This window comes from Caulobacter sp. 1776 (genome assembly GCF_040545685.1).
Lineage (GTDB): Bacteria > Pseudomonadota > Alphaproteobacteria > Caulobacterales > Caulobacteraceae > Caulobacter.
In genome coordinates this window covers 282008-304176 of record NZ_JBEPMI010000006.1, presented here as the reverse complement: position 1 = coordinate 304176, position 22169 = coordinate 282008, and the positions used below count along the sequence as shown (strand labels likewise).

Below are 22169 nucleotides of genomic sequence, written 5' to 3'. Positions count from 1 at the left end.
TCTAGCGACAGGCCTTAGGCGGTTTCGAGAACCTCGTTGCGCACTAGGGCCGCATAGGTGTCCATCAGGTCCAGCGACAGCTTGGCCGGGGTGAACTTGAACTCGCCGATTTCCGAGACCGGAGTGACCTCGGCGGCGGTGCCGACGATGAAGCACTCGGTGAAGGTCGACAGCTCTTCCTTCTGGATGTGGCGCTCGACCACCTCGATGCCCTTGTCCTTGGCCAGGCCGATCACCGTGCGGCGGGTGATGCCGTCCAGGAAGCAGTCGGGCTTGGGGGTGTGAAGCACGCCGTCCTTGACGAAGAACACGTTGGCGCCGGTCGCCTCGGCCACGTAGCCGCGATAGTCCAGCATCATCGCGTCGGCATAGCCGTCCTTCTCGGCGGCGTGCTTGGAGATGGTGCAGATCATGTAGAGACCGGCGGCCTTGGCCGCGACCGGGGCGGTCTTGGGGTCGGGACGCTGGTACTTGGCCCAGGTCAGGCGGATGCCCTTGGCCTTGGTGGCCGGGTCGAAGTAGCTGGGCCATTCCCAGACGGCGATGGCGACGTGGATCTTGGTCTGCTGCGCCGAAACACCGATCATTTCGCTGCCGCGCCAGGCGATCGGACGAACATAACAATCGGTGAGATTATTCTTGGCCGCGGTCGCCTTGCAGGCCTCGTCGATCTCGGCCACGCTGTACGGGATCTTGAAATCAAGGATCTCGGCAGACTTGAACAGGCGCTCCGTATGCTCGGTCAGCTTGAAGATCTCGCCGCCGTACATCCGTTCGCCTTCGAAGACGGACGAAGCGTAGTGGAGGCCGTGCGTCAATACGTGCACCTTCGCCTCGCGCCAGGGAATGAGCTGGCCGTCCAGCCAGATCCAACCGTCACGATCGTCGAAGGGAACCAGAGACATCGGCCCAAGACCTCCTTATTGAAAACCCGGCCCTTAGACGCCCCGGAAAAGGGTGCGTCAAATTAAATGGACTCCTCGCGATGATAGCCCCGCTGCAGCCCGGTTCGGACGATCCCCGTCTGATCCTCCGTGAGGAGGAGTTGGACGGCGGGCTCGAGCTGATCCTGCTGGCCGAGGCCTCGCTGTGGGCCGCGGTCGACGCGGCGCTGGAGAGCGAGGCCCTGGGCCTGGGCCGCTCGCACTGGCGTGCGACCTTCTTGCTGCGTCGCCGGCCGGGGATCGGCGTGCAGGACCTGTCCAAGCTGACCAGCCTTTCGAAACAGGCCGCCAGCCGCACCTTGGCCGACCTTCAGAAGGCTGGCCTGGTCGAGCGCGGTGCGGGCGACCTGGACGGCCGCCGCCGCCCCGCGACCCTGACCGCCGAGGGCGTGGCCTTCGAGCAGCGCACGGCCGAGCGCCTGCGCGCCCTGCTGGCCCGCGCCTATCGCACCGGCGGGCTGGACGGCGTGGCTGGCACGCGTCGGATCCTGGCCGCCCTGGCGGGCCCACGCCAGGGCGCCGGTCGACGCCAAGCCTCGTAGGGTTCGACCATGACTCCAGAAGAGCGTCGCGAACGTCACATCCTGGTCGTCGACGACGACGACCGCCTGCGCAAGCTGATCAAGGAATTCCTGAGCCGAGCCGGCTTCCGCGTCACGGCCGCCTCGGACGCGGCTGGCGCCGACCGGCTGTTCGGGGCGCTGGACTTCGACCTGATGGTGCTGGACGTGATGATGCCCGGCGAGGACGGCTACGCCTTCACCAAGCGCCTGCGGGCCAAGGGCGGCGAGAGCGGCCGCACGCCGATCCTGATGCTGACGGCGCGCGACCAGACGGCCGACCGCATCGAGGGCCTGTCCAGCGGCGTCGACGACTATCTGGGCAAGCCGTTCGAGCCGCAGGAGCTGCTGCTGCGCATCGAGGCCATCCTGCGCCGCTCGGCCGCGCGGCCGGTCGGGCCCAAGGCCCTGATGCTGGGCCGCTGCACTTTCGAGGCCGAGCGCGGCGAGCTGACCTGCGACGGCGAGGCCGTCCGCCTGACCGAGGCCGAGGTCACCTTGCTGCGCCGCCTGGCCCGCTCGGCCCACGAGCCGGTCGACCGCCTGGAGCTGGCCCGCGACACCGCCGACGCCACCGGCCGCGCCGTCGACGTCCAGGTCACCCGCCTGCGTCGCAAGATCGAGCCGGACCCGAAGAACCCGCGCTACCTGCAGACCGTGCGCGGGGTGGGATACCGGCTGGCGCCGGATTGATGATTACTGGCCCCCTCCGGACGCTGCGCATCCTCCTCCCCCAGAGGGGGAAGAAGGACCGCGCCCGCCCCCTTCTTCCCCCTCTGGGGGAGGAACGCCGCAGGCGCGGAGGGGGCCAGTGATGCGCTTGCGCACCAAGCTCTATATCCCGCTGTTCATTAAGCGCTGGCTGCCCACGACCCTGTTCGGGCGCAGCCTGCTGATTATTATCCTGCCGGTGGCGGTGATGCAGATCGCGGTGACCTGGGCGTTCTTCGACGCCCACTGGCAGTCGGTGACCAGCAAGCTGTCCGAGGGGCTGGCCGGCGACATCGCCTGGGCGGTGCAATCCTACGAAGACGATCCCAGCCCCGCCGCCGTCGACAAGCTGGCCAAGCGGGCCGAGGACTCGATGTCGCTGTCGATCGCCTTCCAGAAGGGCAAGAAGCTTCCGACCAGCCATCGGCCGTCGCTGTTCGCGGCCCTGGACCGCTCGCTGCAGAACGCCCTGGAAGACCGGCTCGACAATCCGTTCTGGTTCGATACCACCCGCTACACCGCCTATATCGACATCCGGGTGCAGGTGAAGGGCGGGGTCCTGCAGATCTACGCCCTGCGCGACCGGGCCTACGCCACCCAGGGCCACATCTTCATCCTGTGGATGGTGGTGGCGACCATGCTGCTGACGGCGATCGCCATCCTGTTCATCCGCAACCAGGTGCGGGCCATCGAGCGCCTGGCCGACGCCGCCGATGCGTTCGGGCGGGGCGAGGACCACGACTTCAAGCCGCACGGCGCGCGCGAGGTGCGCCAGGCGGCCCAGGCCTTCATGGCCATGCGGGCCCGCATCATCCGCCATATCGAGCAGCGCACGGCCCTGCTGGCCAGCGTCAGCCACGACCTGCGCACGCCGCTGACCCGCCTGAAGCTGGAAATGGCGATGTCCGAACCCAGCGAACAGCTGGACGCGATGAAGGGCGACCTCTCCGAGATGGAGCACATGATCGACGAGTACCTGGCCTTCGCCCGCGGCGAAGGCGGGGAAGCGGCCCAGGTCGTCGATCTCTCCGAACTGGTCGAGGGCGTCGTGGCCGACGCCGAACGGACCGGAGCGGCGATCGAGACCGAGATCACCCGGGGCCTGGAGGCGCGCGTGCGGCCCCTGGCCTTCCGCCGGGCCCTGGCCAACCTGATCGACAACGGCGTCGCCCACGCCCGTCGGGTGAAGGTGACCACCGCCGAGCGCCTGACAATGGGCGTCGAGACGGGCGGCGTCGAGATCGCCGTCGACGACGACGGCCCCGGCATTCCCGAAGACCGCTACGAGGAGGCCTTCAAGCCGTTCTCGCGGCTCGACGAGTCCCGGAACCAGAACGAGAAGGGCGTGGGCCTGGGCCTGGCCATCGCGCGCGACATGGCCCGGGGGCTGGGCGGCGACCTGGTGCTGGCGCGCTCGGAGATGGGGGGGCTAAGGGCGTCGATCAGGTTGCCGGGGTAGGCGTCAGAACGCCCCCTCCGTCACGCTGCGTGTCCGCAGCGCGCCACCTCCCCCGTTTCACGGGTGAGGAGGAAGGTGCTTCTCCTCCCCCGCCCGCGGGGGAGGTGGATCGGCGCGGATCCGCGCCGAGACGGAGGGGGCGTCTGACGCCTAGAGCCCCGCCCCGATCTTCTTCAGCTGCTCGGCCATCTGCTTCAGGCGCTTGTCGAGCTCGGCCATGGTGCGGTTCAGGGCGCCTTCGTCGTCGCGCCAGACCTGGACGACCCGGGCCCAGACGGCGGTCATGGCCAAGAGGCGCGGCGCGGTGGCCTCGACGCCGGCGGCTTCCAGCACGGCGCGGGCGATGCGCGGGAAGCGGGTCGCCGAGACCAGCGGCCCCTCGCCCCTGGCGATGGCGATCAGGGCGGCGCGGTGCGGCTCCATCGCCTCGAGGCGGGCCATGGCCGCGTCGAACAGGCGGTCATGCGCGGCCGAGCCCTCGGGATAGTCGACACCCAGCGCCGCGCGGTCGAAGCGGGTCGACAGGCAGTCCAGCACCGCGTGCTTGCTGTTGGCCAGGGCGTAGAGGTCGGCGAACGGGACCTCGGCCTTCAGGGCGATGTCGCGCAGCGAGACCTGCGGCCAGGGCTTGTCGGCGGCGAGAGCCAGGGCGGCGTCGGCGGCGCGGTCGAGGATTTCGTCGGTCATGGCCAAGAGATGAGCCGTGGAACGCTCCACGACAAGCCTCTCAGCCCCCGAGTTCCTTCGAGCGCGCCACCGCCGCGTCCATGGCCCTAGGCAGCAGGTCGCCGAAGCCGCCCTCGCCCATCAGCACCGCCAGCGCCGCTGCGGTCGTGCCGCCGGGCGAGGTCACCTGCTTGCGCAGCTCGGACGGCTCCTCGCCGCTCTTTTCCATCAGCGCCGCGGCGCCGATGATCGTGGCGCGGGCCAGCCTGGCGCTGTCGGCCGCGTCCAGGCCCTGGGCCGCGCCGGCCGCCTCCAGCGCCTCGATGAAGGCGTAGAGATAGGCCGGGGCCGAACCGGACACGGCGGTCGCCGCGTGCATCAACTCTTCCGACGGCAGGTCGACCACCGTGGCCACCGGCGCGAACAGGGCGTGGGCGGCGGCGCGGGCGGCGACGTCCTCGGCGAAGATGCTGGCCGCGCCGCGTCCGATGGCGACGGCGGTGGTCGGCATGACCCGCGCGACGCGCCGGCCTTCGAAGACCCGCGCGATGTCGGCGGCCCGGACGCCGGCGGCGATCGAGACGATGACGGCGTCGGCGGCCAGGTGCGGAACGACGTCCTTGACCGCCTCGCGCCAGATCTGCGGCTTCACGGCCAGCAGCACGGTCTTGGCGGCGGCGAGGGCTTCAGGGGGCGGATTGACCGTCGCGCCCGCGAAGGCGGCGGCGTCGACGTTCGGATCCCGGACGATCAGGTCGCCGGCGGCGAAGGCCCCGGCGTCACGCCAGCCTTCGATCAAGGCGCCGCCCATGCGGCCCGCGCCGAGGAGGAGGATGGGGATCATGACGCACTCCATAGCCTGTCATCCCGGCGAAAGCCGGGACCGCCGGATGCGCCGCGCCTGTCGCGGTCCCGGCTCTTCAGCCCGCGATGCGGGCTTTCGGCCGGGATGACAAGCGCGTTTTAAGCCTGCCCGACCGTCTCGAACATGCAGGCGGCCATGGCCTGGTCCGGGGTCTTGGCGCCCTGGAGCAGGAATTCGAAGGCCGGGAAGAAGCGGTCGGCGGCTTCGACCGCCGCGTCGATCATCGAGGCGGCCTGGGCCATGGTCGGGCGCTCGCCGGCCGGCAGGGCCAGGGCGTGGCGGAACACCACCTCGCCGTCGTCGGTCCAGACCTCGAAGTGACCCAGCCAGACCCGCTGATTGATCAGGGCCAGCAGTTCATAGGCGTTCGAGCGCTTGGACTTCGGCGCGCGCAGATCCAGCGACAGGCACAGCTGCAGGCAGTCGGCCTCGGGTCGCCAGGCGAACCACAGCTCGTAGTCCTTCCAGTCGCCCTTCAGCGCGAAGGCCAGGTCGCCGTCTTCGGTGCGATCGAAGGTCAGGTTTTCAGCGGACAGGACATGCTCGACCACCTCGAGGGGGTCGAGAGCCATCAGGACGTCGTCGTCTTCCGGTTGGGTATCCATGAAAAACCTACGTCCCCGCCAGCGAGGCGGGGGTTAGCCCCGCCGTGAATCGCTCACGTACCGAGGACACTAATCTGCTTCGCGGCGTTCGTCTCAACCCGCTTCACGTCGGGCGCGAGCGATGATTCGCCTATTCGCCTGAAGTCGCGGTTTTTCCCGAGGTCTTCGGAGTCGGAGTCTTCTTGCTCGCCTTGAGGTTGGCGACCTCTTCGCGGAGCGCCGCGACCTCGGCCTTCAGGGCCTCGAAATCGTCGCGACGGATCAGGTCGAACTCGGCCGCCAGGCGGTCGGCTTGGGCCCGCATCGCGGTCTTCGCCTCCTCGCCGGCCGTCTGGGCGATGCCCATGGCCGCCTGGGTCAGCTTGGCGAATTCGTCGAGGAAAGGGTTCTGGCTGTGCATCGCGGTTCCGAAGGCCCGAACGGCGGGCCGGCGCTTCTTATATGGGAAACGGGGGATGAAAGCGAAGCCCGAACCCTATAGACCTGCGTCGATCTGTCCCGAGCGGAGCTGTCCGGCGTGATCTTTCCGAACATCGATCCCGTGGTCCACATCGGCCCCCTGGCCCTGCAATGGGGGCCGCTGGCCCTGCGCTGGTACGCCCTGGCCTATGTCGCCGGCATCCTGCTGGGCTGGCGCTACGCCATCCGTCTGACGCGGACCGAGCGGCTGTGGGGCGGCCGCGCGCCGACCGCCACGCCGCTGCAGATCGACGACCTGGTGCTCTGGATCACCCTGGGCATCATCGTCGGCGGGCGGATCGGCTACATCCTGTTCTACATGCTGCTGAACCAGGACCAGCGGATCTGGCTGGCGGCCCATCCGATGGACGTCTTCAAGATCTGGGAAGGCGGCATGTCATTCCACGGCGGCTTCCTGGGCGTCTGCGCGGCGGTCGCCCTGTTCGCGCGGCGCAACAAGATCGACATCCTGAAGCTGGGCGACCTGATCGCGCCGGTGGCGCCGATTGGCCTGTTCTTCGGCCGGGTCGCCAACTTCATCAACGGCGAGCTGTGGGGCCGCCAGACCGACTCGCCGCTGGGCATGATCTTCTGCAACGAGACGATCAAGGCGGCCAATCGCGGAGCCTGCCCGGCCGGTCCCTACCCACGCCATCCCAGCCAGCTTTACGAGGCCGGCCTGGAAGGCCTGCTGCTGTTCGCGATCCTGGCCTTCGCCGTCTATCGGCTGAAGTGGCTGCGGCGGCGCGGGGCGCTGGTCGCCACCTTCTTGCTGTCGTACGGCCTGTTCCGCCTGTCGCTGGAGAACGTGCGCAACCCCGATGTCGGCATGCCCGAGTTCCCGTTCGGCCTGACCATGGGGATGATGCTGTCGACCCCGATGATCCTGGTCGGCGGCTGGCTGCTGTGGAAGGCGCTGCGCGCCCCCCTGCTCGACGAGGCTCATGAGCCTGCTTGATCGCCTGAAGGCGCAGATCGCCCAGGACGGGCCGATCAGCGTCCCCGAGTTCTTCACCCGCTGCCTGCACGACCCGCGCGACGGCTACTACGCCACGCGGCCTGATCTGGGGGTCGGCGGCGACTTCATCACCGCCCCGCTGGTCAGCCAGATGTTCGGCGAGCTGATCGGCCTGTGGGCGATCGAGACCTGGAGCCGCATGGGCCGCCCGGCGCCGTTCCGCCTGGTCGAGATGGGGCCGGGCGACGGCACGCTGATGAGCGACCTGCTGCGGGCAGCGCGCCTAGAGCCGGCTTTCCTGGGCGCCGCCGAGGTTTGGCTGGTCGAGGTGTCGGAACCTTTGCGGGCGAAACAGGCCGAGCGGCTGGGCGATGGTCCGCGCTGGGTCGGACGGCTGGACGAGGTTCCCGGCGGCGCGCCGATGATCCTGGTCGCCAACGAGTTGCTGGACTGCTTGCCGGCCCGGCAGTTCGTGCGGACGGAAAGCGGCTGGGCCGAGCGGGTGATCGGGCTGGGCGAGGATGGCGAGCTGGCGTTCGGGTTGCGGAGCCTCGGGAAGTCGGCCAACGCCGAAGTCACCCCCGTCCCCAGCCCTTCCCCCATCGAGGGGGAAGGGCGCATTGATATCGGCAGCATCTGGGAATCCTCCCCGGCCCAGGCGGCCCTAGCCTCGGACATCGCCCATCGTCTGGCGATCGACGGCGGCGCGGCGCTGCTGGTCGACTACGGCCGCGCCGCGCCGGAGCCCGGCGACACGCTGCAAGCCGTCCAAAACCATCGGAAGGTCGACCCGCTGAAGACCGCCGGCCTGGCCGACCTGACCGTCTGGGCCGACTTCCCCGCCGTGATCGCCGCCGCCCGCGAGGCCGGCGCCAAGGCCGGACCGGTCCTGAGTCAGGCCGAGTTTCTGCTGGCGCTGGGGATCGAGGCGCGCGCCCAAACGTTGTCCGCCGCTCGGCCCGAGCGCGCCGACCAGATCGCAAGACAGCTTGATCGTCTGGTCGGCAAGGCGCAGATGGGCGCTCTGTTCAAGGTCGCTTGCCTCTGCGCGCCCGACCTTTCGCCCCCCCTCTTCGAGGACGCGACATGACCAAGAAGTCCGACCTGCCGACGATCCAGTCGCCCCTGCTGGCCAGCCTGCCCGGCGTGCGCCACGCGTTCTTCACACGCAAGGGCGGGATCTCGACGGGCATCTATGCCAGCCTGAACGTCGGACGGGGCAGCAAGGACGATCCGGCCGACGTGGTCGAGAACCGGGCTCGCGCCGCGCGCTGGTTCGGTGGCGATCCGGAAGATCTGAACACCTGCTACCAGATCCACTCGACCATCGCGATCAAGGCCGACGGCTCGTGGGGCGACGCGCGACCGCAGGGCGACGCGGTGGTGACCAAGACTCCCGGCGTGATCTGCGGGGCCCTGGCGGCCGACTGCGCGCCGGTGCTGCTGGTCGATCCCGAGGCGCGGGTCGTGGCCGCCGCCCACGCCGGCTGGCGCGGGGCGCTGGACGGCGTCGTCCAGGCCGCCGTCGACTGCATGGTCGAGCTGGGCGCGAAGCCCGAGCGCATCACCGGCGTCGTCGGCCCCTGCATCGGCCCCAAGTCCTACGAGGTGGGGCTGGAGTTCCTGCACCGCTTCGAGGCCGACTGCCCGGGCTCCGGCCGGTTCTTCAAGCGGGGCGAGCGCGATGACAAGCGCTTGTTCGACCTGCCGTCGTTCGTGCTGGACCGGCTGGAGACCGCCGGCGTCGAGCGCCGCGAATGGGTCGGCCGCGACACCCGAGCCGAGGAGGAATGGTTCTTCTCCAACCGGCGCGCCTTCCTGAACGGCGAGGGCGACTACGGCCGCCTGCTGTCGGCGATCAGCCTGGAAGCCTGACACCTTCACCGCTCATCCCCACTTTCGGGGGATGAGCGAATATGGGGGGAATCCTGAGGCCCAAAGGACACGAGCACGATGCTCCGGACACGGAAGCTGAAGAGTCTCGCCCGTTAACACTTGTGTCGAGGGCGATCGCTGCTAGAAGGCCCGGCAACGGCGACCCCCACCCCGAGATATCCCCATGAAGCTGCTGTCCGGCAACTCCAACCGCCCGCTGTCCCAGGCGATCGCGGAATATCTCGACATGCCGCTGACCCGCGCCCAGGTGCGCCGGTTCGCCGACCTCGAGGTGTTCGTCACCATCGACGAGAACGTGCGGGGCGAGGACGTCTTCGTCATCCAGTCGACCAGCTACCCGGCCAACGACAACCTGATGGAGCTGTTGATCTGCATCGACGCCCTGAAGCGCGCGTCGGGCAAGCGGATCACCGCGGTGCTGCCCTATTTCGGCTATGCTCGCCAGGACCGTAAGACCGGCGGCCGCACGCCGATCTCGGCCAAGCTGGTCGCCAACCTGATCACCCGCTCGGGCGCCGACCGCGTCCTGACGATGGATCTGCACGCCGGCCAGATCCAGGGCTTCTTCGACATCCCGACCGACAATCTGCTGCCCTCGCGCCTGATGGCCGAGGACATCCGCCAGCACTACGCCATGGGCGACGATCTGATGGTCGTGTCCCCGGACGTCGGCGGCGTGGTTCGCGCCCGCGCCCTGGCCAAGCGTCTGAACGACGCCGACCTGGCCATCGTCGACAAGCGTCGCTCGGGCCCGGGCCAGTCGGAAGTCATGAACATCATCGGCGACGTCAAGGATCGCCGCTGCATCCTGTTCGATGATATCGCCGACTCGGCCGGCACCCTGTGCAACGCCGCCCAAGCCCTGATGAGCCACGGCGCCAAGTCGGTCAGCGCCTACATCACCCACGGCGTCCTATCGGGCGCGGCCGTGGACCGCGTCGCCAACTCCGTCCTGACTGAGCTGGTGGTCACCGACTCGATCGAAGCCTCGGACCCGGCCAAGGCCTGCGCCAAGATCCGCTACGTTTCGTGCGCCCCGCTGATCGGCGAGGCCATCCGCCGGATCGCCAACGAAGAGTCGGTGTCGAAGCTGTTCGACTGAATTACCCGCTCTTCCCGGCGCCACGGGTCGCGCCTTGCGCGCCCGAGCGTAAACTCCAGCCGGGATCCAGATCCTATGGCGTCTAGGTTGATTGGAAGAACGCGGCGTTCCTAGAACTCGCCCCAGCGTTTTTCCATCTGGGCCCCGGCTTTCGCCGGGGAGAGCGGATTGTAGGGGTATTGTCACCCTGCTACTCGCCTCCCGCACGGTCCCGCTTGTAAAAGTCTGGTTAACGGGGCGACAGTCACAATGTCGCCTGCCCGGGCTGCTATGCGCGCCGCCCAAGACCTACCGGCCAAGACTTGATGGGGAATTTCGGAATATGCGTTCCTTTTTGCGTACGCGGGTCGTCCTGACGACGGCCGCCGTGGCGCTGGCCGCGATGGTCGCGGCCTGTAGCTCCCCGCCCCCGCCGCCACCGCCGCCGGTCGTCCAGGCTCCGCCGCCCCCGCCGCCGATCACCCTGTCGGCCAGTGTCATCGAGCGCGCCAGCGCCTTCCGGGGTTACATGGCCCGCGCCGCCACCGTGTCGCCCAGCTTCCAGAACGGCGACCAGATCCAGGCGTCGCTGAAGCTCGGCGCGGCCTACGAGACCAAGTCGTTCATGAACGGCGCGGTGGCCTACGCCGCCGTCCTGGCCCTGCAGGATCCCACCTTCGTCGCCTCGGTGCGCGAGGTCGCGGCCAACCCGACCCAGCGCCAGGAGATGATCAACAACATCTTCTCCAACCCCTCGTACGCGGCCGTGTTCAAGGGCTCGGACAGCGCCGCCGGCCTGATCATCGACACGCTCGGCGGCGACGGCCTGAAGGTCTACATGGCCGGCAAGGCCGTGAAGCAGGCCGCCTACGACGTGCAGAAGTCGACCTGGTCGAAAGCCGCCGTCGTCGACCGCGACGGCCGCCTGGCCTCGGCCAAGAGCCTGTCGACGACCCCGGCCCTGGCCGAGAGCGCCGACGTGGCCGTGCTGCAGCAGGCCTCGACTGGCGGGCAGTCGCTGGGCCTGACGCCCCGCGCCGCCACCGCGCCGTACCAGCCGGTCGTCATCCGCGGCTTGGCCGTGGCCGCCCTCGCGGCCCTGGGCGCGGCCGGCGACAACAACCTCAGCGCCATCGACGCGCTCAGCAACGATCCGGGGACCAGCAACTGCCTCGCGATGGCCAAGCTGAACCTCTACCAGTGCCTGGCCGTGTCCAAGCCGCACTACGAGGACATCTTCTGCCTGGGCCAACACATCCTGATCGACACCGGCGCGTGCATGGTCAAGGCGGCCGGCGCCAGCCTGCCGCCCGAACCGCCGCGCGTGCTGCCGGTCAAGGAGTCGATCACCGTGAAGGGCGCTGGCTCGAACTCGGTCAAGGCCAAGGCCGCCGCCAAGAGGTCCGTCAAGAAGAGCTGATTTCCCATCCGACATGAACCGAAAGGGCCGGGCGTTGCGTCGCCCGGCCCTTTTGTGTATGTAGCGCGACCCCAAAAAGGCGCCGTCGGGCCAGACAATCCAGTCTTGTGCGATGGGCCACCTTCGAGAGCATCCGGCTCTCCAGAGAGATATCGATATGGCCGAGATTATTCTGAACGTTGAAGTCCGTGATGGCGCCGGCACCGGCGCGGCCCGCGCCGTGCGTCGCGAAGGCAAGGTCCCGGGCGTCCTGTACGGCGGCGGCAAGGCGCCGGTGAACATCGCCGTGAAGATGAACGAATTCCGCAAGTCGCTGTACACCGGCAAGCTGCTGGGCCACCTGGTGACGCTGCAACACGGCGACGAGAAGCAATCGGTCATCGCCAAGGCCGTGCAATTCCACCCCGTCACCGACGAGCCGGTCCACTTCGACCTGTATCGCGTCGACGAGCACCAGCTGATCAAGATCGAAGTGCCGGTGCACTTCAAGAACCACGACATCTCGGTCGGCATGAAGAAGGGCGGCTCGCTCGAAGTCATCCGCCACACCGTCGAGCTGGCCTGCCCGGCCGACAAGATCCCCGAGGAACTGGTCATCGACCTGGCCTCGCACGACATCGGCGACACCATCCGCATCTCGGAAGTGAAGCTGCCGGAAGGCGTGAAGCCGGCCACCGACCGCGACTTCGTGATCGCGACCCTGAAGGCCTCGTCGGCCGCTCAGTCGGACGCCGGCGACACCACGGCCGAAGCCTAATCCGCTCGGTCTTCGGATCGAACCGATCTAAGAGACGGGCGGGCCTTCGGGTCCGCCCGTTTTCGTTTGTCCCTCCGAGATCCAAGCGATGCTGATCCTCGCCGGCCTGGGCAATCCCGAGCCCAAGTACGAGAAGAACCGCCACAACGTCGGCTTCATGGCCGTCGACGCCCTGGCGCGGAAATGGGGCACGGCCCCGTGGCGCGCGCGCTTCCAGGGCCTGGCCTGCGAGGGGCAGGTCTCGACCCCCGACGGCCCGGTCAAGCTGCTGCTGCTCAAGCCCAAGACCTACTACAACGAGAGCGGTCGCGCCGTGGGCGAGGCGATGAAGTTCTTCAAGCTGGCGCCCAGCGACGTCATCGTCTTCCACGACGAGATCGACATGGCGCCGGGTCGCTTCCGAATGAAGTCGGGCGGCGGGGCGGCGGGCAACAACGGCATCCGCTCGGTGACCAGCCAGGTCGGCGACGCCTTCCGCCGCGGCCGCATCGGCGTCGGCCATCCGGGTCACAAGGACGCGGTCATGCACTACGTGCTGGGCGACTTCCACAAGGTCGAGCACCAGTGGCTGGACCCGATGCTGGACGCCCTGGCCGACGCCCTGCCCTTCGCCGCCGCCGGCGACGACGACCGCTTCCAGGCCGAGGTCATGCGCCTGGCGCCGGCGCCCAAGGCCGATCCGCGCAAGCCCGGCAAGGCGGACGATTGACGCCGGCCGACGGGCGGGAGAAAGACCGAACGTAGAGTCCGGGGTCTTCGATGTTCTCGCTGCCGCTGCCGCTGATCGGCCTGTCGTTCCTGATCGCCATCGCCCTGTGCGTCCACGTCGTGCGCACGGGCCAGCAGATGTACTGGCTGTGGATCATCCTGGCGTTCCAGCCGATCGGCGGGATCGTCTATTTCGTCGCCGTGATCGGGCCCGAGCTGTGGGGCGGCAAGACGGCCCGCAAGATGGGTCAGGCGGCGCGCAAGGCGCTGGACCCGCAGCGCGAATACCGTGAAGCCGCCAGCGCCGTCGACGATGCTCCGACCGTGGCCAACCGCGTCCGCCTGGCCGTCGCCGCCACCGAGCTGGGCAAGCACGCCGAGGCCGAACGCCTCTACGCCGACAGCCTGACGGGCATGTACGCCGACGACGCCCAGCTGCTGCTGGGCCGCGCCAACGCCCTGATCGAGCTGAACCGCCCGGCCGAGGCCCTGCCGCTGCTGGAAAAGCTGGGCGAGCAGCCCACCGCCGGCCGCACGCCCCACACCATGCTGGCCCTGGGCCGCGTCTACCACGCCCTGGGCCGCGAAGAGCAGGCCGACACCGCCCTGGCCTGGGCCGCCGATCACTATCCCGGCTTCGAAGGCATCGCCCGCTACACGGTGTTCCTGGCCAGCATGGGCCGCAAGGACGAGGCCCGCGAGCGGCTGGCCGAGATCGACAAGCGGCTCAGCAAGACTCACAGCCACTTCCGCAAGGAAGCCAAGCGCTGGCGAGACCTCGCGGCGGCGGCGGTGGGCGGAGTTAACTAACGCCCATCGGCGGTGGTTGGACGTCGCTAAAGAAGCTGGCGAAAGCCACTGTGGCGGCAGATCGAGACCGTTAGCGACTAGGGGGCGGTGTCACCGCGGTGCAGTAGGGATAGAAGCATCCTTGGCTGCCGCCGAAACTGATCCACAGCTGCACCTCCTTCCGAGCGTCTCTGGCAGGCCGAGCGTCATCGGGTCGGAGTCTGAACTTGGGCAAAAGCCGCGCGGCCGCGGCGCCAAACCCCAAATTCCCAGGCTCCTCGCTTGTCCGCACGCAGTGAGCTAGGCCGTCATTCCGGGCGATCTTGCACGCGAACCCAACAACGCCACGGTTCGGATCGCTGGGTTTGACCTTGGCGAGGTCGTCGGGGGTGGGAGTAGCGGCCCAGGACACGTAACTTCCGCCTGGAACCAGTTGAGCTTGCCCAAAAGCACCGGACGCGGCCGGATCTTGAGTTGCGAGCATTGCTACGAAGACCAACGCAAGCATCATGCACCTATGCGGCTCGCTCTATATCTACAGCTTTCAGTTAACCACAAGGGCCGATGGCGTCGCGGATCTCGATAGCGCGCGTCAGAACCGCCCGCTTCTGAAATCCTCGAACGCCTGCACGATCTCCTCGCGGGAGTTCATCACGAACGGGCCGTGCCAGAAGACCGGCTCGTCGATCGGGCGGCCGGCCAGCAGCAGCACCCGGGCGTCGGTGATCGCCTCGACCACCACCGTGTCGCCCTGGCCCAGGAAGACGCCCGACAGCGCGTCGATCTTGCCGCCCGCCACCCGGACCTGGCCCTCATAGACGGCCAGCATGGCGTTGCGGTCGGCGCCGACCGGCTCCTCGAACCGCGTCCCGGCCGGCAGCACGACGTCGAAATAGAGCGCGTCGACCGCGCCCCCACCGATCGGCCCCGCTGTTCCGCCGTCGGTGACCCCTGAGATCACCTTGACCGAGACGCCCCCGTCGCGGGTCTCGACCGGGATCGCGTCGCTCTCGAACTCGGAATAGCCGGGCTCGCTCATCTTCAGCTTCGCCGGCAGGTTCACCCACAGCTGGAAGCCGCGCATGCGGCCCTCCGCCTGCTCGGGCATCTCGGAGTGGACGATGCCCTTGCCGGCCCGCATCCACTGGATGCCGCCCGGTCCGATCACGCCCTCGCGTCCGGTGTTGTCGCGGTGCCGCATCCGGCCTTCCAGCATGTAGGTCACGGTCTCGAAGCCGCGATGCGGATGGTCGGGAAAGCCGCCCATGTAGTCGGACGCCTGGTCGTTGTCGAAGCAGTCCAGCATCAGGAACGGGTCGAACATCTGGGCCTCGGCCGTGCCCAGCATGCGGGTCAGGCGCACGCCGTCGCCGTCCGAGGCGGGCTGGCCTTTCACGATCTTCACGACGGGTCGAATGCTCATGGGGAGCTCCTTTCGCCGATCGATATCGGGCCTTGTTACAGTTCCCGCAAGAGGGCCGCCAAATGGCGGGCCAAGTTCGCCTTTCCCGGCCAACCGTGCTAATCGCCCGCCCAACGAAATCCACGAGAGTTCCATGGCCCTTAAAGTCGCCATCGTCGGCCTGCCCAACGTCGGCAAGTCCACCCTGTTCAACGCGCTGACCCAGACGGCGTCGGCCCAGGCCGCCAACTATCCGTTCTGCACGATCGAGCCCAACACCGGCGAAGTCGCGGTGCCCGAGCCGCGCCTGGACGCCCTGGCCAAGATCGCCGGCTCCAAGGAAATCATCCCGGCCCGGATCACCTTCGTCGACATCGCCGGCCTGGTGCGCGGCGCGTCCAAGGGCGAAGGCCTGGGCAACCAGTTCCTAGCCAACATCCGCGACTGCGACGCCGTCGCCTTCGTGGCCCGTTGTTTCGAGGACGGCGACATCGTCCACGTGGAAGGCCGCATCGACCCGATCAGCGATCTCGAGATCATCGAGATGGAGCTGATGCTGGCCGACCTGGAAAGCCTGGAAAAGCGCGTTCCCGCCTTGGAGAAGCGCGCCAAGGTCGGCGCCGACAAGGAAAGCGCCAACACCCTGCGCCTGGCCAATATCGCCCTAGCTTTGCTGCGCGAAGGCCGCCCGGCCCGCGCCGCCAAGATCGACGCCGACGACGAGAAGGCGTGGCACATGCTGCAGCTGCTGACCTCGCTGCCGGCCCTCTATGTCTGCAACGTCGACGAGGGCAGCGCCGACAAGGGCAACAAGTACAGCGACCTGGTCGCCGAGCGCGCCGCCAAGGACAACGCCAAGGCCGTGGTCATCTCGGCCCAGATCGAGAGCGAGATCGCCCTGCTGGATGCCGAGGAACGCAGCGAGTTTCTCGAGACCCTGGGCCTGGCCGAACCGGGTCTGAACCGCCTGATCCGCGAAGCCTACAACCTGCTGGGCCTGCAGACCTATTTCACGGTCGGCCCCAAGGAAGCCCGCGCCTGGACCATCCATGTCGGCGACACCGGTCCGCAGGCGGCCGGCGTCATCCACACCGACTTCGAGAAGGGCTACATCCGCGCCGAGACCATCGCCTTCGACGACTTCATCCGCCTGGGCGGCGAAAACGGCGCCAAGGAAGCCGGCAAGATGCGCGCCGAAGGCAAGGACTACGTCGTCAAGGACGGCGACGTGATGCACTTCCGCTTCAACGTCTAGCTCTTCAGAACATCGGGCGGCCGGAGCGGAAACGCCCCGGCCGTTTTGCTTTGGCCGGTCGTTTGGCTTTGGGAGGTATGCGATGTCCGAAATGGTCACCCTGACGGCCGCGCACGACGGCTTCGACTTCACCGCCCTGCACGCCCAGCCGGAGGGTCCGCGCAAGGGCGGCGTGATCGTCATCCAGGAGATCTTCGGCCTTGATCGCTATGTCCGCGAGGACGTGGCCCGCTGGGCCGGGCGCGGCTTCGAAGTGGTGGCGCCGTCGATGTTCGACCGGGGCGAGAAGGGCTTCACCGCCGAGCATGACGAGGCCGGTTTCGCGCGCGGTCGCGACCTGGCGCTCGCCAATGGGCCCGACAACGCCATGGGCGACATCCAGGCCTGCATCGACTTTCTGAAGGATCGCGGACCGGTCTTCGTCGTCGGCTACTGCTACGGCGGGACCATGGCCTGGCTGGCGGCCGCGCGCTGCGAAGGCCTGTCGGCCGCCGCCAGCTACTATGGCGGCCAGGTGGCCGGCATGGCCAAGTTCGCCCTCGCGGCGCCGGTCATCGTCCACTTGGGCCGCAAGGACCCCCACATCCCCGCCGACGACGTGAAGGCCGCCATCCAGGCCGCTCATCCCGAGGTTCCGGTCCATATCTACGAGGCCAGCGGCCACGGCTTCAACAATGACGGCCGCCCCGAGTCCGACCTTGCGGACGCCGAGCTGGCGCGCCAGCGCACCGTGGCCTTCTTCGCCGCCAACGGAGCGTTTTGAGATGGGCGAGCGCATCACCCTGGCCGATCGCGACGGCGCCCCGTTCGCCGCCTATCACGCGCCGCCGCGGGAGGCCCGTCGCGGCGGCGTCGTCATGCTGCACGCCATCTGGGGCGTCACCCCGCACATCCGCGCGTTGGCCGACAGCCTGGCCGAGCAGGGCTACGACGTCCTCGCGCCCAGCCTGATGGACGCGGCCGACGCCGACTTCCCCAGCGTCGACTTGCGCCCCGAGATCCTCGACGCGCGCATGGCGATGGGCAAGCTGACCGGCTGGGGCGCGACCACCCTGCCTCGGGTCCAGGCCAGCATCGACGCCTTGGACGGTCCGGTCTTCGCGATGGGCTTCTGCTATGGCGGCACCACGGCCTGGCTGGCGGCCTGCCGCTGCGAGGGTTTGCAGGCCGTGTCGGCCTTCTACGGCGGCGACATCGTGGCCTATCGCGACGAGACGCCCAGGGTCCCGACCATCCTGCACTTCGGCAAGGCCGACGCCCTGATTCCGATGCCGGACGTCGACGCCATCCGCGACGCCCATCCTGACCTGCCGATCTACCTCTACGACGCCGGCCACGCCTTCGTGGCGCCAAGCGGCCATCACCCCGACAGCGCCCGTCTGGCGCTGCTGCGCACCTTGCAGCTGTTTCAGCGCTCGGGCGGGAGCAAGGGCGAGGTCTAGGGCTCGGGCGCCGGCGGCTGGCCCCTACTTCGGCGGGATCGCGCCCGCCGTCGGCCAGGCGCTGTCGCCGACCCGCTTGAGGTTCATCTCGAAGAATTGCACGGGCGGACGGCCGTCCATGATCCGCTCGCCAACCTCGCGCCAGGCGCCGTCCTTGACCACGGCGGTGTAGCGCATCGTCATCGGCCCGGCCGGCACTTCCCAGATGAAGCCATCAGCCGTGGGGGTCAGCTTGAAGTCGCCCGCGTGGCCCATCGCATAGGAGCGCATGCTGTAGGCGCCGGTCTCGGGCTCGAAGGCGATGATCCCGAGCGCGTTGAACCCCGTCGTGCCGTCGGCATTGTAGCCCCGCCCCTCGACCACCTTCACCGAGCCGCCCAGCAGCGGGCCGATCCGCTCGGCCTGGGTCACCTCATGCTTGCCGCCGGGCATGATGGTCCACGCCGGACCGCGCCAGACGCCATCCATGAAGGCCAGCTTCTTCATCGCCTCGGCCTGGGCGGCGATGCGCGGACCCGTATCGGGCGGCGTCTGGGCCAAAGCGGCGCTGGCGCCGTGCGTGACGACGATGGCCGCCGTGGCGGCGAGAAGCTTGCGGATCATGGCGATCCTCCCCGGGGACGTCACTTCCCATCTTAGGAAGCTCCGCTTACTTTGTTATACAAAGTTCTTGTCGTCAACAGGTCGCCGTTGAAGTTGACCTGATCTCGAAGCGCATACCGGTGCTTGTCGAGAGGCGTCGCGTAACCGTCACGGCTGAGCTAGGCTCGCGCCATGCGTCGTCGTGTTCCCCTGCTGGCCCTGTCCCTTTGCCTGACGCTCGCCGGCGCGGCGCGGGCGGGCGAGACGGCGTGTTGGTTCGAGAACGGCGCGATCGTCGCGCCAGCCGTGATCGCCGACATGGCTGGCGACTACGTCATCGACCTGTCGGCCCCGCGCACCCTGCTGCACGAGACCAAGGCCCAGATGGCCGGCATCACCGAACCCGAGCTGGTCCTGCCCGTCGAGGTCGCCGGACTGAAGGCGCCGGCCGTGTCGGTCAAGGTCGCGGACCTCGACGCCCGGGGCGCCGGCTTCGTCACCCCGATCGCCGGGGTCATCGGCATGGACGTCCTGGGCGGCCACGACGTCGAGATCGACTTCACCGCCTGTCGCGTCCGCATCGACCGCCCCTGGCGAGCGCGGCGCCAGGTCGTCCTACCGGTCGTGATGGTCGATGGCCTGCCCACGATTGAAGCGGCCGTCAGCGACGGCCCCACGGCCCGGCGCGGGGCCTTCGCCATCGACACCGCCTCACAGGCCATGGCGCGGCTGTCGACGCGCGGCGCGACGGCGACGGGCAAGCTGGATGCGTCCGCCCGCCACAAGGCGCCGGCGCGCCTTCGAGCGCTTTCGATCGGCGGGGTCCTGGCCGAGAACGTTCCCGCAACCCTGGCCGACGACTTGCCCGAGGGCGTCGCGGGGACCTTGGGAGCCGGCTTCTGGGCCCGCCACCGTCTGCGCCTGGCCGCCGACGCCCGGACCCTGACGGTCGCGCCCTGAGCCTTGCGCGGCACGCGCGACGACCGTATGGCTGGACGTTCAGACGCAGGAGAGCGCCTTTGATCGTCGTCACCATCACGCAAAGCCGCCGCCGCGGCGACGCGAGCCCCCGCGCCTGACGTCCGCCGCTCGGCCCGTCGCGCTGATCCCGGCGCGGTTTTCAAAAAGCCGAGACCCTTGATGCTTATCGAAGCCAAGACAGAAGACTTCGCCGCCCTGTCGCGCGGCGAGGCCCCCGCTTCCCTACGCCTCTGCGACAGTCCCGTCGCGCCGCCCGAGGTGCTGGCCATGCTGGCCGAGCTCGCCGACCGCATCCGCGCGGTCTTCGCCCCCGCCGCCTGGATGATGGTGGAGGACGGCGAGATCGTCGGCTTGATCTCGCCCACCCGGCCGCTGAACGCCGAGGACCGGAGCCTGCATATCGGCTACGGCGTCGCGCCCACGCGCTGGGGCCGGGGCGTGGCGACCCGCGCGGTCGCGGACCTCGTCGCCTGGGCCAAGGCCGATCCGCGCGTCCACGCCCTGACGGCCGACACCTCGGTCGACAACCCGGCTTCCCAGACCGTGCTGGCCCGTAACGGCTTCCAGGTCGTCGGCGAACGGGAGGACAGCGAGGACGGACCACTGATCTGCTGGCGCCTCGACGTCTAGCGAACGCCGTAGCGGGCGCGGGCGGTGTCAGGGCTCTTCCTGGCGCCGCCCGCGCTTGCCGCGCGCCACCTCGGTGGCCAGAGCGTCCAGCCGGTGGGACCAGAACATCCGGAAGCGGTCCAGCCAGGCGTCCATCTCGGCGAACGGCTGGGGATCCAGGGCGTAGAGCCGCCGCTGGCCTTCGGCCCGCACCGTGGCGAAGCCACTGTCGCGCAGCACCTTCAGATGCTGGGACACCGCCGCCTGGGTCAGGCCGAACTCGGCCGTGATCACCTCGACGACCGCGCCCGAGGCGTGCTCGCCGTCGGTCAGCAGCTCCAGGATCCGTCGGCGCACCGGGTCGCCGATCACGTCGAAGGCGTGCATCGGCCGGCTCAGGCCTCGCCGGTGTAGAAGGCCGCGGTCCGCGCCGCGGCGGCCTTGGCCTGTTCGGGGTCTTCGCCGCCGGCGACGTCCGCCTCGGCCCAGGCCGCGCTGCAAGCCCGCATCAACGCCTTGGCGTCGCTGGAGGCGTTCCAGGCCAGGAACTCGTCCTGCGACGGCTTCACGCCGCCCGCCAGATGAAAGGCCAGGCCCATCATCGCCAGGTCCCAGCCCACCCCGACCGCGCCGGGGCCGTAGGTCGGCCAGAATTCGCCGTCGGGAACGGCCTCGTGCTCCAGCCGCAGCTGGGTCCGGTCCTCGCCGTCAGCGGCCAGGGTCACCGTGACCCAGCTGACCTTGCCGCCGAACTCCCAGGTGACCTCCAGCCGCTCGGGCGGCGCGCAGCCGGTGATCTGGCCGCCGGCGTTACCTTCGAACTGGTAGCGGCCGCCCAGGCGCAGCTCGCCCGAGATCGGCAGGAACCAGCGCGGGATACGCGTGGCGTTGGTCAGGGCGTCCCAGAGGTCGGCGGGATCGGTGTCGTAGGCGCGGGTGGCGACCACCACGCGGGTCTTCTGGCCGTCGCGCTCGCGATCCTCGACCTGGCGCACCACGGCGCCGACATGGCCGATCAGGGAGAAGGTCATGGTCGTCTCCTTAGCTGGAGCGACTATGAAAGCCTCGACTTATATAAGTCAATCCTTGTATTTCGATGCGCGAAAAAGGCCCGGCGTTTCCACCGGGCCTTTCCATGTCTCGGCTCCGAAGAGCGTGACGTCAGTGCGACTCGTTGCGCCACACGGTCTTGTAGCTGGCGTACAGCAGACCCGAGAGCAGCAGCAGGTAGATCAGCACGGCGAAGCCGGTCTGCTTGCGCTCTTCCAGCTTGGGCTCGGCGGCCCACATCAGGAAGGCCGACACGTCCTTGGCTTGCTGGTCCAGGGTCGACTTGGTGCCGTCGTCGAACGTCACCAGGCCATCCTTCAGCGGCGGGGCCATGGCGATGAAGCCGCCCGGCGGGACGTGCTCGTGGCTGCCCGACCAGGCCGACGACAGGTCGCCGGGGAAATACTGGTTGTAGTGGCCGCCCGTCGGAACCTTGAGGCCAGCCGGCGGGGCCTTGTAGCCCGTCACGACCGAGTAGATGTGGGCCGGGCCCTCTTCGCGCGCCTTGGCCAGCAGCGACATGTCCGGCGGCAGGGCGCCGCCGTTGCTGGCGCGGGCCGCGGCTTCGTTGGCGAACGGCGACGGGAAGTGATCGGCGCTGGTGGCCGGACGCTTGATGGCGTCGCCGGTCTCACCGTCGATGTCGGCGACCTCGTAGTCCTTGGCGATCGCCTTGACCCACGGGTTGTCGTTCGAATTCGGATACTTCTCGTTATAGAACGGGCCGCCCTTGTCGCCGAGGTTGCGGAACGCCACCAGCTTCATCGAGTGGCAGGCCGAGCAGACCTCGCGATAGACCTTGTAGCCGCGCTGCAGCTGGGCCTGGTCGAACTTGCCGAACGGGCCTTCGAAGGACCAGTGGACCTCCTTGGCCGGCAGGGCGCCGCCGTTGGCCAGGGCCGGGCCGGCGACGCCGACCGTCAGGACACCGACCGCCGCCGCGAGTACCGAGAGTTTGCGGAGCATCGGG

26 protein-coding genes and 1 pseudogene are annotated in these 22169 nt (G+C 68.8%); 16 read left to right on the top strand and 11 right to left on the bottom strand.

From position 1 onward, the window contains the following. Positions 1-14: 14 nt before the first annotated feature. Complete coding sequence (locus ABIC66_RS17610; protein ID WP_354071654.1) at positions 15-905, bottom strand: branched-chain amino acid aminotransferase; 891 nt, start codon at positions 903-905, stop codon at positions 15-17. A gap of 80 nt (positions 906-985) precedes the next feature. Between ABIC66_RS17610 and ABIC66_RS17605 the strand changes: the two genes are divergently transcribed. The 3 genes from ABIC66_RS17605 (at position 986) to ABIC66_RS17595 (ending at position 3674) form a co-directional block, all read left to right on the top strand. Beyond that, positions 986-1486 carry a MarR family winged helix-turn-helix transcriptional regulator gene (locus tag ABIC66_RS17605; RefSeq protein ID WP_354071653.1) on the top strand — a complete coding sequence of 167 codons (501 nt, stop codon included), beginning with the start codon at positions 986-988 and terminating at the stop codon, positions 1484-1486. Between the two features lie 9 nt (positions 1487-1495). Then, positions 1496-2197 carry a response regulator gene (locus tag ABIC66_RS17600; protein ID WP_354071651.1) on the top strand — a complete coding sequence of 234 codons (702 nt, stop codon included), beginning with the start codon at positions 1496-1498 and terminating at the stop codon, positions 2195-2197. Positions 2198-2318: 121 nt separating this feature from the next. After that, positions 2319-3674: an ATP-binding protein gene (locus ABIC66_RS17595; RefSeq protein WP_354071649.1), complete on the top strand. Its 1356-nt coding sequence runs from the start codon at positions 2319-2321 to the stop codon at positions 3672-3674. Between the two features lie 20 nt (positions 3675-3694). On the opposite strand, the pseudogene ABIC66_RS17590 reads toward ABIC66_RS17595, so the two are convergent. The 5 genes and pseudogenes from ABIC66_RS17590 to ABIC66_RS17570 form a co-directional block, all read right to left on the bottom strand. After that, a pseudogene (locus ABIC66_RS17590) lies at positions 3695-3821 on the bottom strand (hypothetical protein); the annotation flags it as partial. Between the two features lie 3 nt (positions 3822-3824). Beyond that, positions 3825-4361 (bottom strand): TetR family transcriptional regulator, encoded by a 537-nt coding sequence (locus tag ABIC66_RS17585; protein WP_354072002.1) that lies wholly within the window; start codon positions 4359-4361, stop codon positions 3825-3827. A 40-nt stretch (positions 4362-4401) separates the two neighbouring features. After that, complete coding sequence (proC, locus tag ABIC66_RS17580; RefSeq protein WP_354071647.1) at positions 4402-5184, bottom strand: pyrroline-5-carboxylate reductase; 783 nt, start codon at positions 5182-5184, stop codon at positions 4402-4404. A 119-nt stretch (positions 5185-5303) separates the two neighbouring features. Further along, positions 5304-5810, bottom strand: coding sequence for a type III secretion system chaperone family protein (locus tag ABIC66_RS17575; protein ID WP_354071645.1), 507 nt, complete (start codon positions 5808-5810; stop codon positions 5304-5306). Positions 5811-5940: 130 nt separating this feature from the next. Continuing rightward, positions 5941-6210, bottom strand: a complete 270-nt coding sequence (locus ABIC66_RS17570; protein WP_354071643.1) for an accessory factor UbiK family protein — start codon at positions 6208-6210, stop codon at positions 5941-5943. A gap of 117 nt (positions 6211-6327) precedes the next feature. On the opposite strand from ABIC66_RS17570, the gene lgt reads away from it, so the two are divergent. The 8 genes from lgt to ABIC66_RS17530 all read left to right on the top strand — a co-directional run bounded on the left by lgt (position 6328) and on the right by ABIC66_RS17530 (position 13899). Beyond that, positions 6328-7227: a prolipoprotein diacylglyceryl transferase gene (gene lgt, locus ABIC66_RS17565; protein ID WP_354071641.1), complete on the top strand. Its 900-nt coding sequence runs from the start codon at positions 6328-6330 to the stop codon at positions 7225-7227. Further along, positions 7214-8317, top strand: coding sequence for a class I SAM-dependent methyltransferase (locus tag ABIC66_RS17560; protein ID WP_354071639.1), 1104 nt, complete (start codon positions 7214-7216; stop codon positions 8315-8317). Before lgt ends, ABIC66_RS17560 begins: the two co-directional genes overlap by 14 nt. Then, entirely contained in the window at positions 8314-9102 is a 789-nt protein-coding gene (pgeF, locus tag ABIC66_RS17555) for a peptidoglycan editing factor PgeF (protein WP_354071638.1), read from the top strand. The genes ABIC66_RS17560 and pgeF overlap by 4 nt, the downstream gene beginning before the upstream one ends. 184 nt (positions 9103-9286) lie before the next feature. Next, entirely contained in the window at positions 9287-10225 is a 939-nt protein-coding gene (locus tag ABIC66_RS17550) for a ribose-phosphate pyrophosphokinase (RefSeq protein WP_354071636.1), read from the top strand. A 322-nt stretch (positions 10226-10547) separates the two neighbouring features. Continuing rightward, on the top strand, positions 10548-11624 hold the full coding sequence (locus ABIC66_RS17545) for a hypothetical protein (RefSeq protein WP_354071634.1): 1077 nt from the start codon (positions 10548-10550) through the stop codon (positions 11622-11624). A gap of 157 nt (positions 11625-11781) precedes the next feature. Beyond that, positions 11782-12381: a 50S ribosomal protein L25/general stress protein Ctc gene (locus ABIC66_RS17540; protein ID WP_354071632.1), complete on the top strand. Its 600-nt coding sequence runs from the start codon at positions 11782-11784 to the stop codon at positions 12379-12381. Between the two features lie 88 nt (positions 12382-12469). Further along, positions 12470-13090 (top strand): aminoacyl-tRNA hydrolase, encoded by a 621-nt coding sequence (pth, locus tag ABIC66_RS17535; protein WP_354071631.1) that lies wholly within the window; start codon positions 12470-12472, stop codon positions 13088-13090. 50 nt (positions 13091-13140) lie between these two features. Then, positions 13141-13899: a hypothetical protein gene (locus tag ABIC66_RS17530; protein WP_354071629.1), complete on the top strand. Its 759-nt coding sequence runs from the start codon at positions 13141-13143 to the stop codon at positions 13897-13899. A gap of 571 nt (positions 13900-14470) precedes the next feature. Here the strand turns inward: ABIC66_RS17530 and ABIC66_RS17525 are convergent. After that, entirely contained in the window at positions 14471-15301 is an 831-nt protein-coding gene (locus ABIC66_RS17525) for a pirin family protein (protein ID WP_354071627.1), read from the bottom strand. A 133-nt stretch (positions 15302-15434) separates the two neighbouring features. Here ABIC66_RS17525 and ychF point away from each other — a divergent pair, with 133 nt between their 5' ends. From ychF to ABIC66_RS17510, 3 genes are all read left to right on the top strand, one after another. Next, entirely contained in the window at positions 15435-16535 is a 1101-nt protein-coding gene (gene ychF, locus ABIC66_RS17520; protein ID WP_354071625.1) for a redox-regulated ATPase YchF, read from the top strand. Between the two features lie 82 nt (positions 16536-16617). Continuing rightward, positions 16618-17298: a dienelactone hydrolase family protein gene (locus ABIC66_RS17515; RefSeq protein WP_354071624.1), complete on the top strand. Its 681-nt coding sequence runs from the start codon at positions 16618-16620 to the stop codon at positions 17296-17298. Between the two features lies 1 nt (position 17299). Next, positions 17300-17977, top strand: coding sequence for a dienelactone hydrolase family protein (locus ABIC66_RS17510; RefSeq protein WP_354071622.1), 678 nt, complete (start codon positions 17300-17302; stop codon positions 17975-17977). Positions 17978-18001: 24 nt separating this feature from the next. Here the strand turns inward: ABIC66_RS17510 and ABIC66_RS17505 are convergent, their stop codons facing one another. Further along, positions 18002-18580 (bottom strand): DUF1579 domain-containing protein, encoded by a 579-nt coding sequence (locus ABIC66_RS17505; RefSeq protein ID WP_354071621.1) that lies wholly within the window; start codon positions 18578-18580, stop codon positions 18002-18004. A gap of 171 nt (positions 18581-18751) precedes the next feature. Here ABIC66_RS17505 and ABIC66_RS17500 point away from each other — a divergent pair, with 171 nt between their 5' ends. Together ABIC66_RS17500 and ABIC66_RS17495 are read left to right on the top strand one after the other, a co-directional pair. Next, the gene (locus ABIC66_RS17500; RefSeq protein ID WP_354071620.1) at positions 18752-19519 is read left to right on the top strand and encodes a pepsin/retropepsin-like aspartic protease family protein; all 768 of its coding nucleotides are present in this window, start codon (positions 18752-18754) and stop codon (positions 19517-19519) included. A gap of 180 nt (positions 19520-19699) precedes the next feature. Next, positions 19700-20170 carry a GNAT family N-acetyltransferase gene (locus ABIC66_RS17495; RefSeq protein ID WP_354071619.1) on the top strand — a complete coding sequence of 157 codons (471 nt, stop codon included), beginning with the start codon at positions 19700-19702 and terminating at the stop codon, positions 20168-20170. Between the two features lie 27 nt (positions 20171-20197). On the opposite strand, the gene ABIC66_RS17490 is transcribed toward ABIC66_RS17495, so the two are convergent. From ABIC66_RS17490 to ABIC66_RS17480, 3 genes are all read right to left on the bottom strand, one after another. Continuing rightward, positions 20198-20536 carry an ArsR/SmtB family transcription factor gene (locus ABIC66_RS17490; RefSeq protein ID WP_354071617.1) on the bottom strand — a complete coding sequence of 113 codons (339 nt, stop codon included), beginning with the start codon at positions 20534-20536 and terminating at the stop codon, positions 20198-20200. 8 nt (positions 20537-20544) lie between these two features. Then, complete coding sequence (locus tag ABIC66_RS17485) at positions 20545-21180, bottom strand: SRPBCC family protein (protein WP_354071616.1); 636 nt, start codon at positions 21178-21180, stop codon at positions 20545-20547. Positions 21181-21310: 130 nt separating this feature from the next. Continuing rightward, positions 21311-22165 (bottom strand): cytochrome c1, encoded by an 855-nt coding sequence (locus ABIC66_RS17480; protein WP_354071615.1) that lies wholly within the window; start codon positions 22163-22165, stop codon positions 21311-21313. Positions 22166-22169 lie beyond the last annotated feature (4 nt).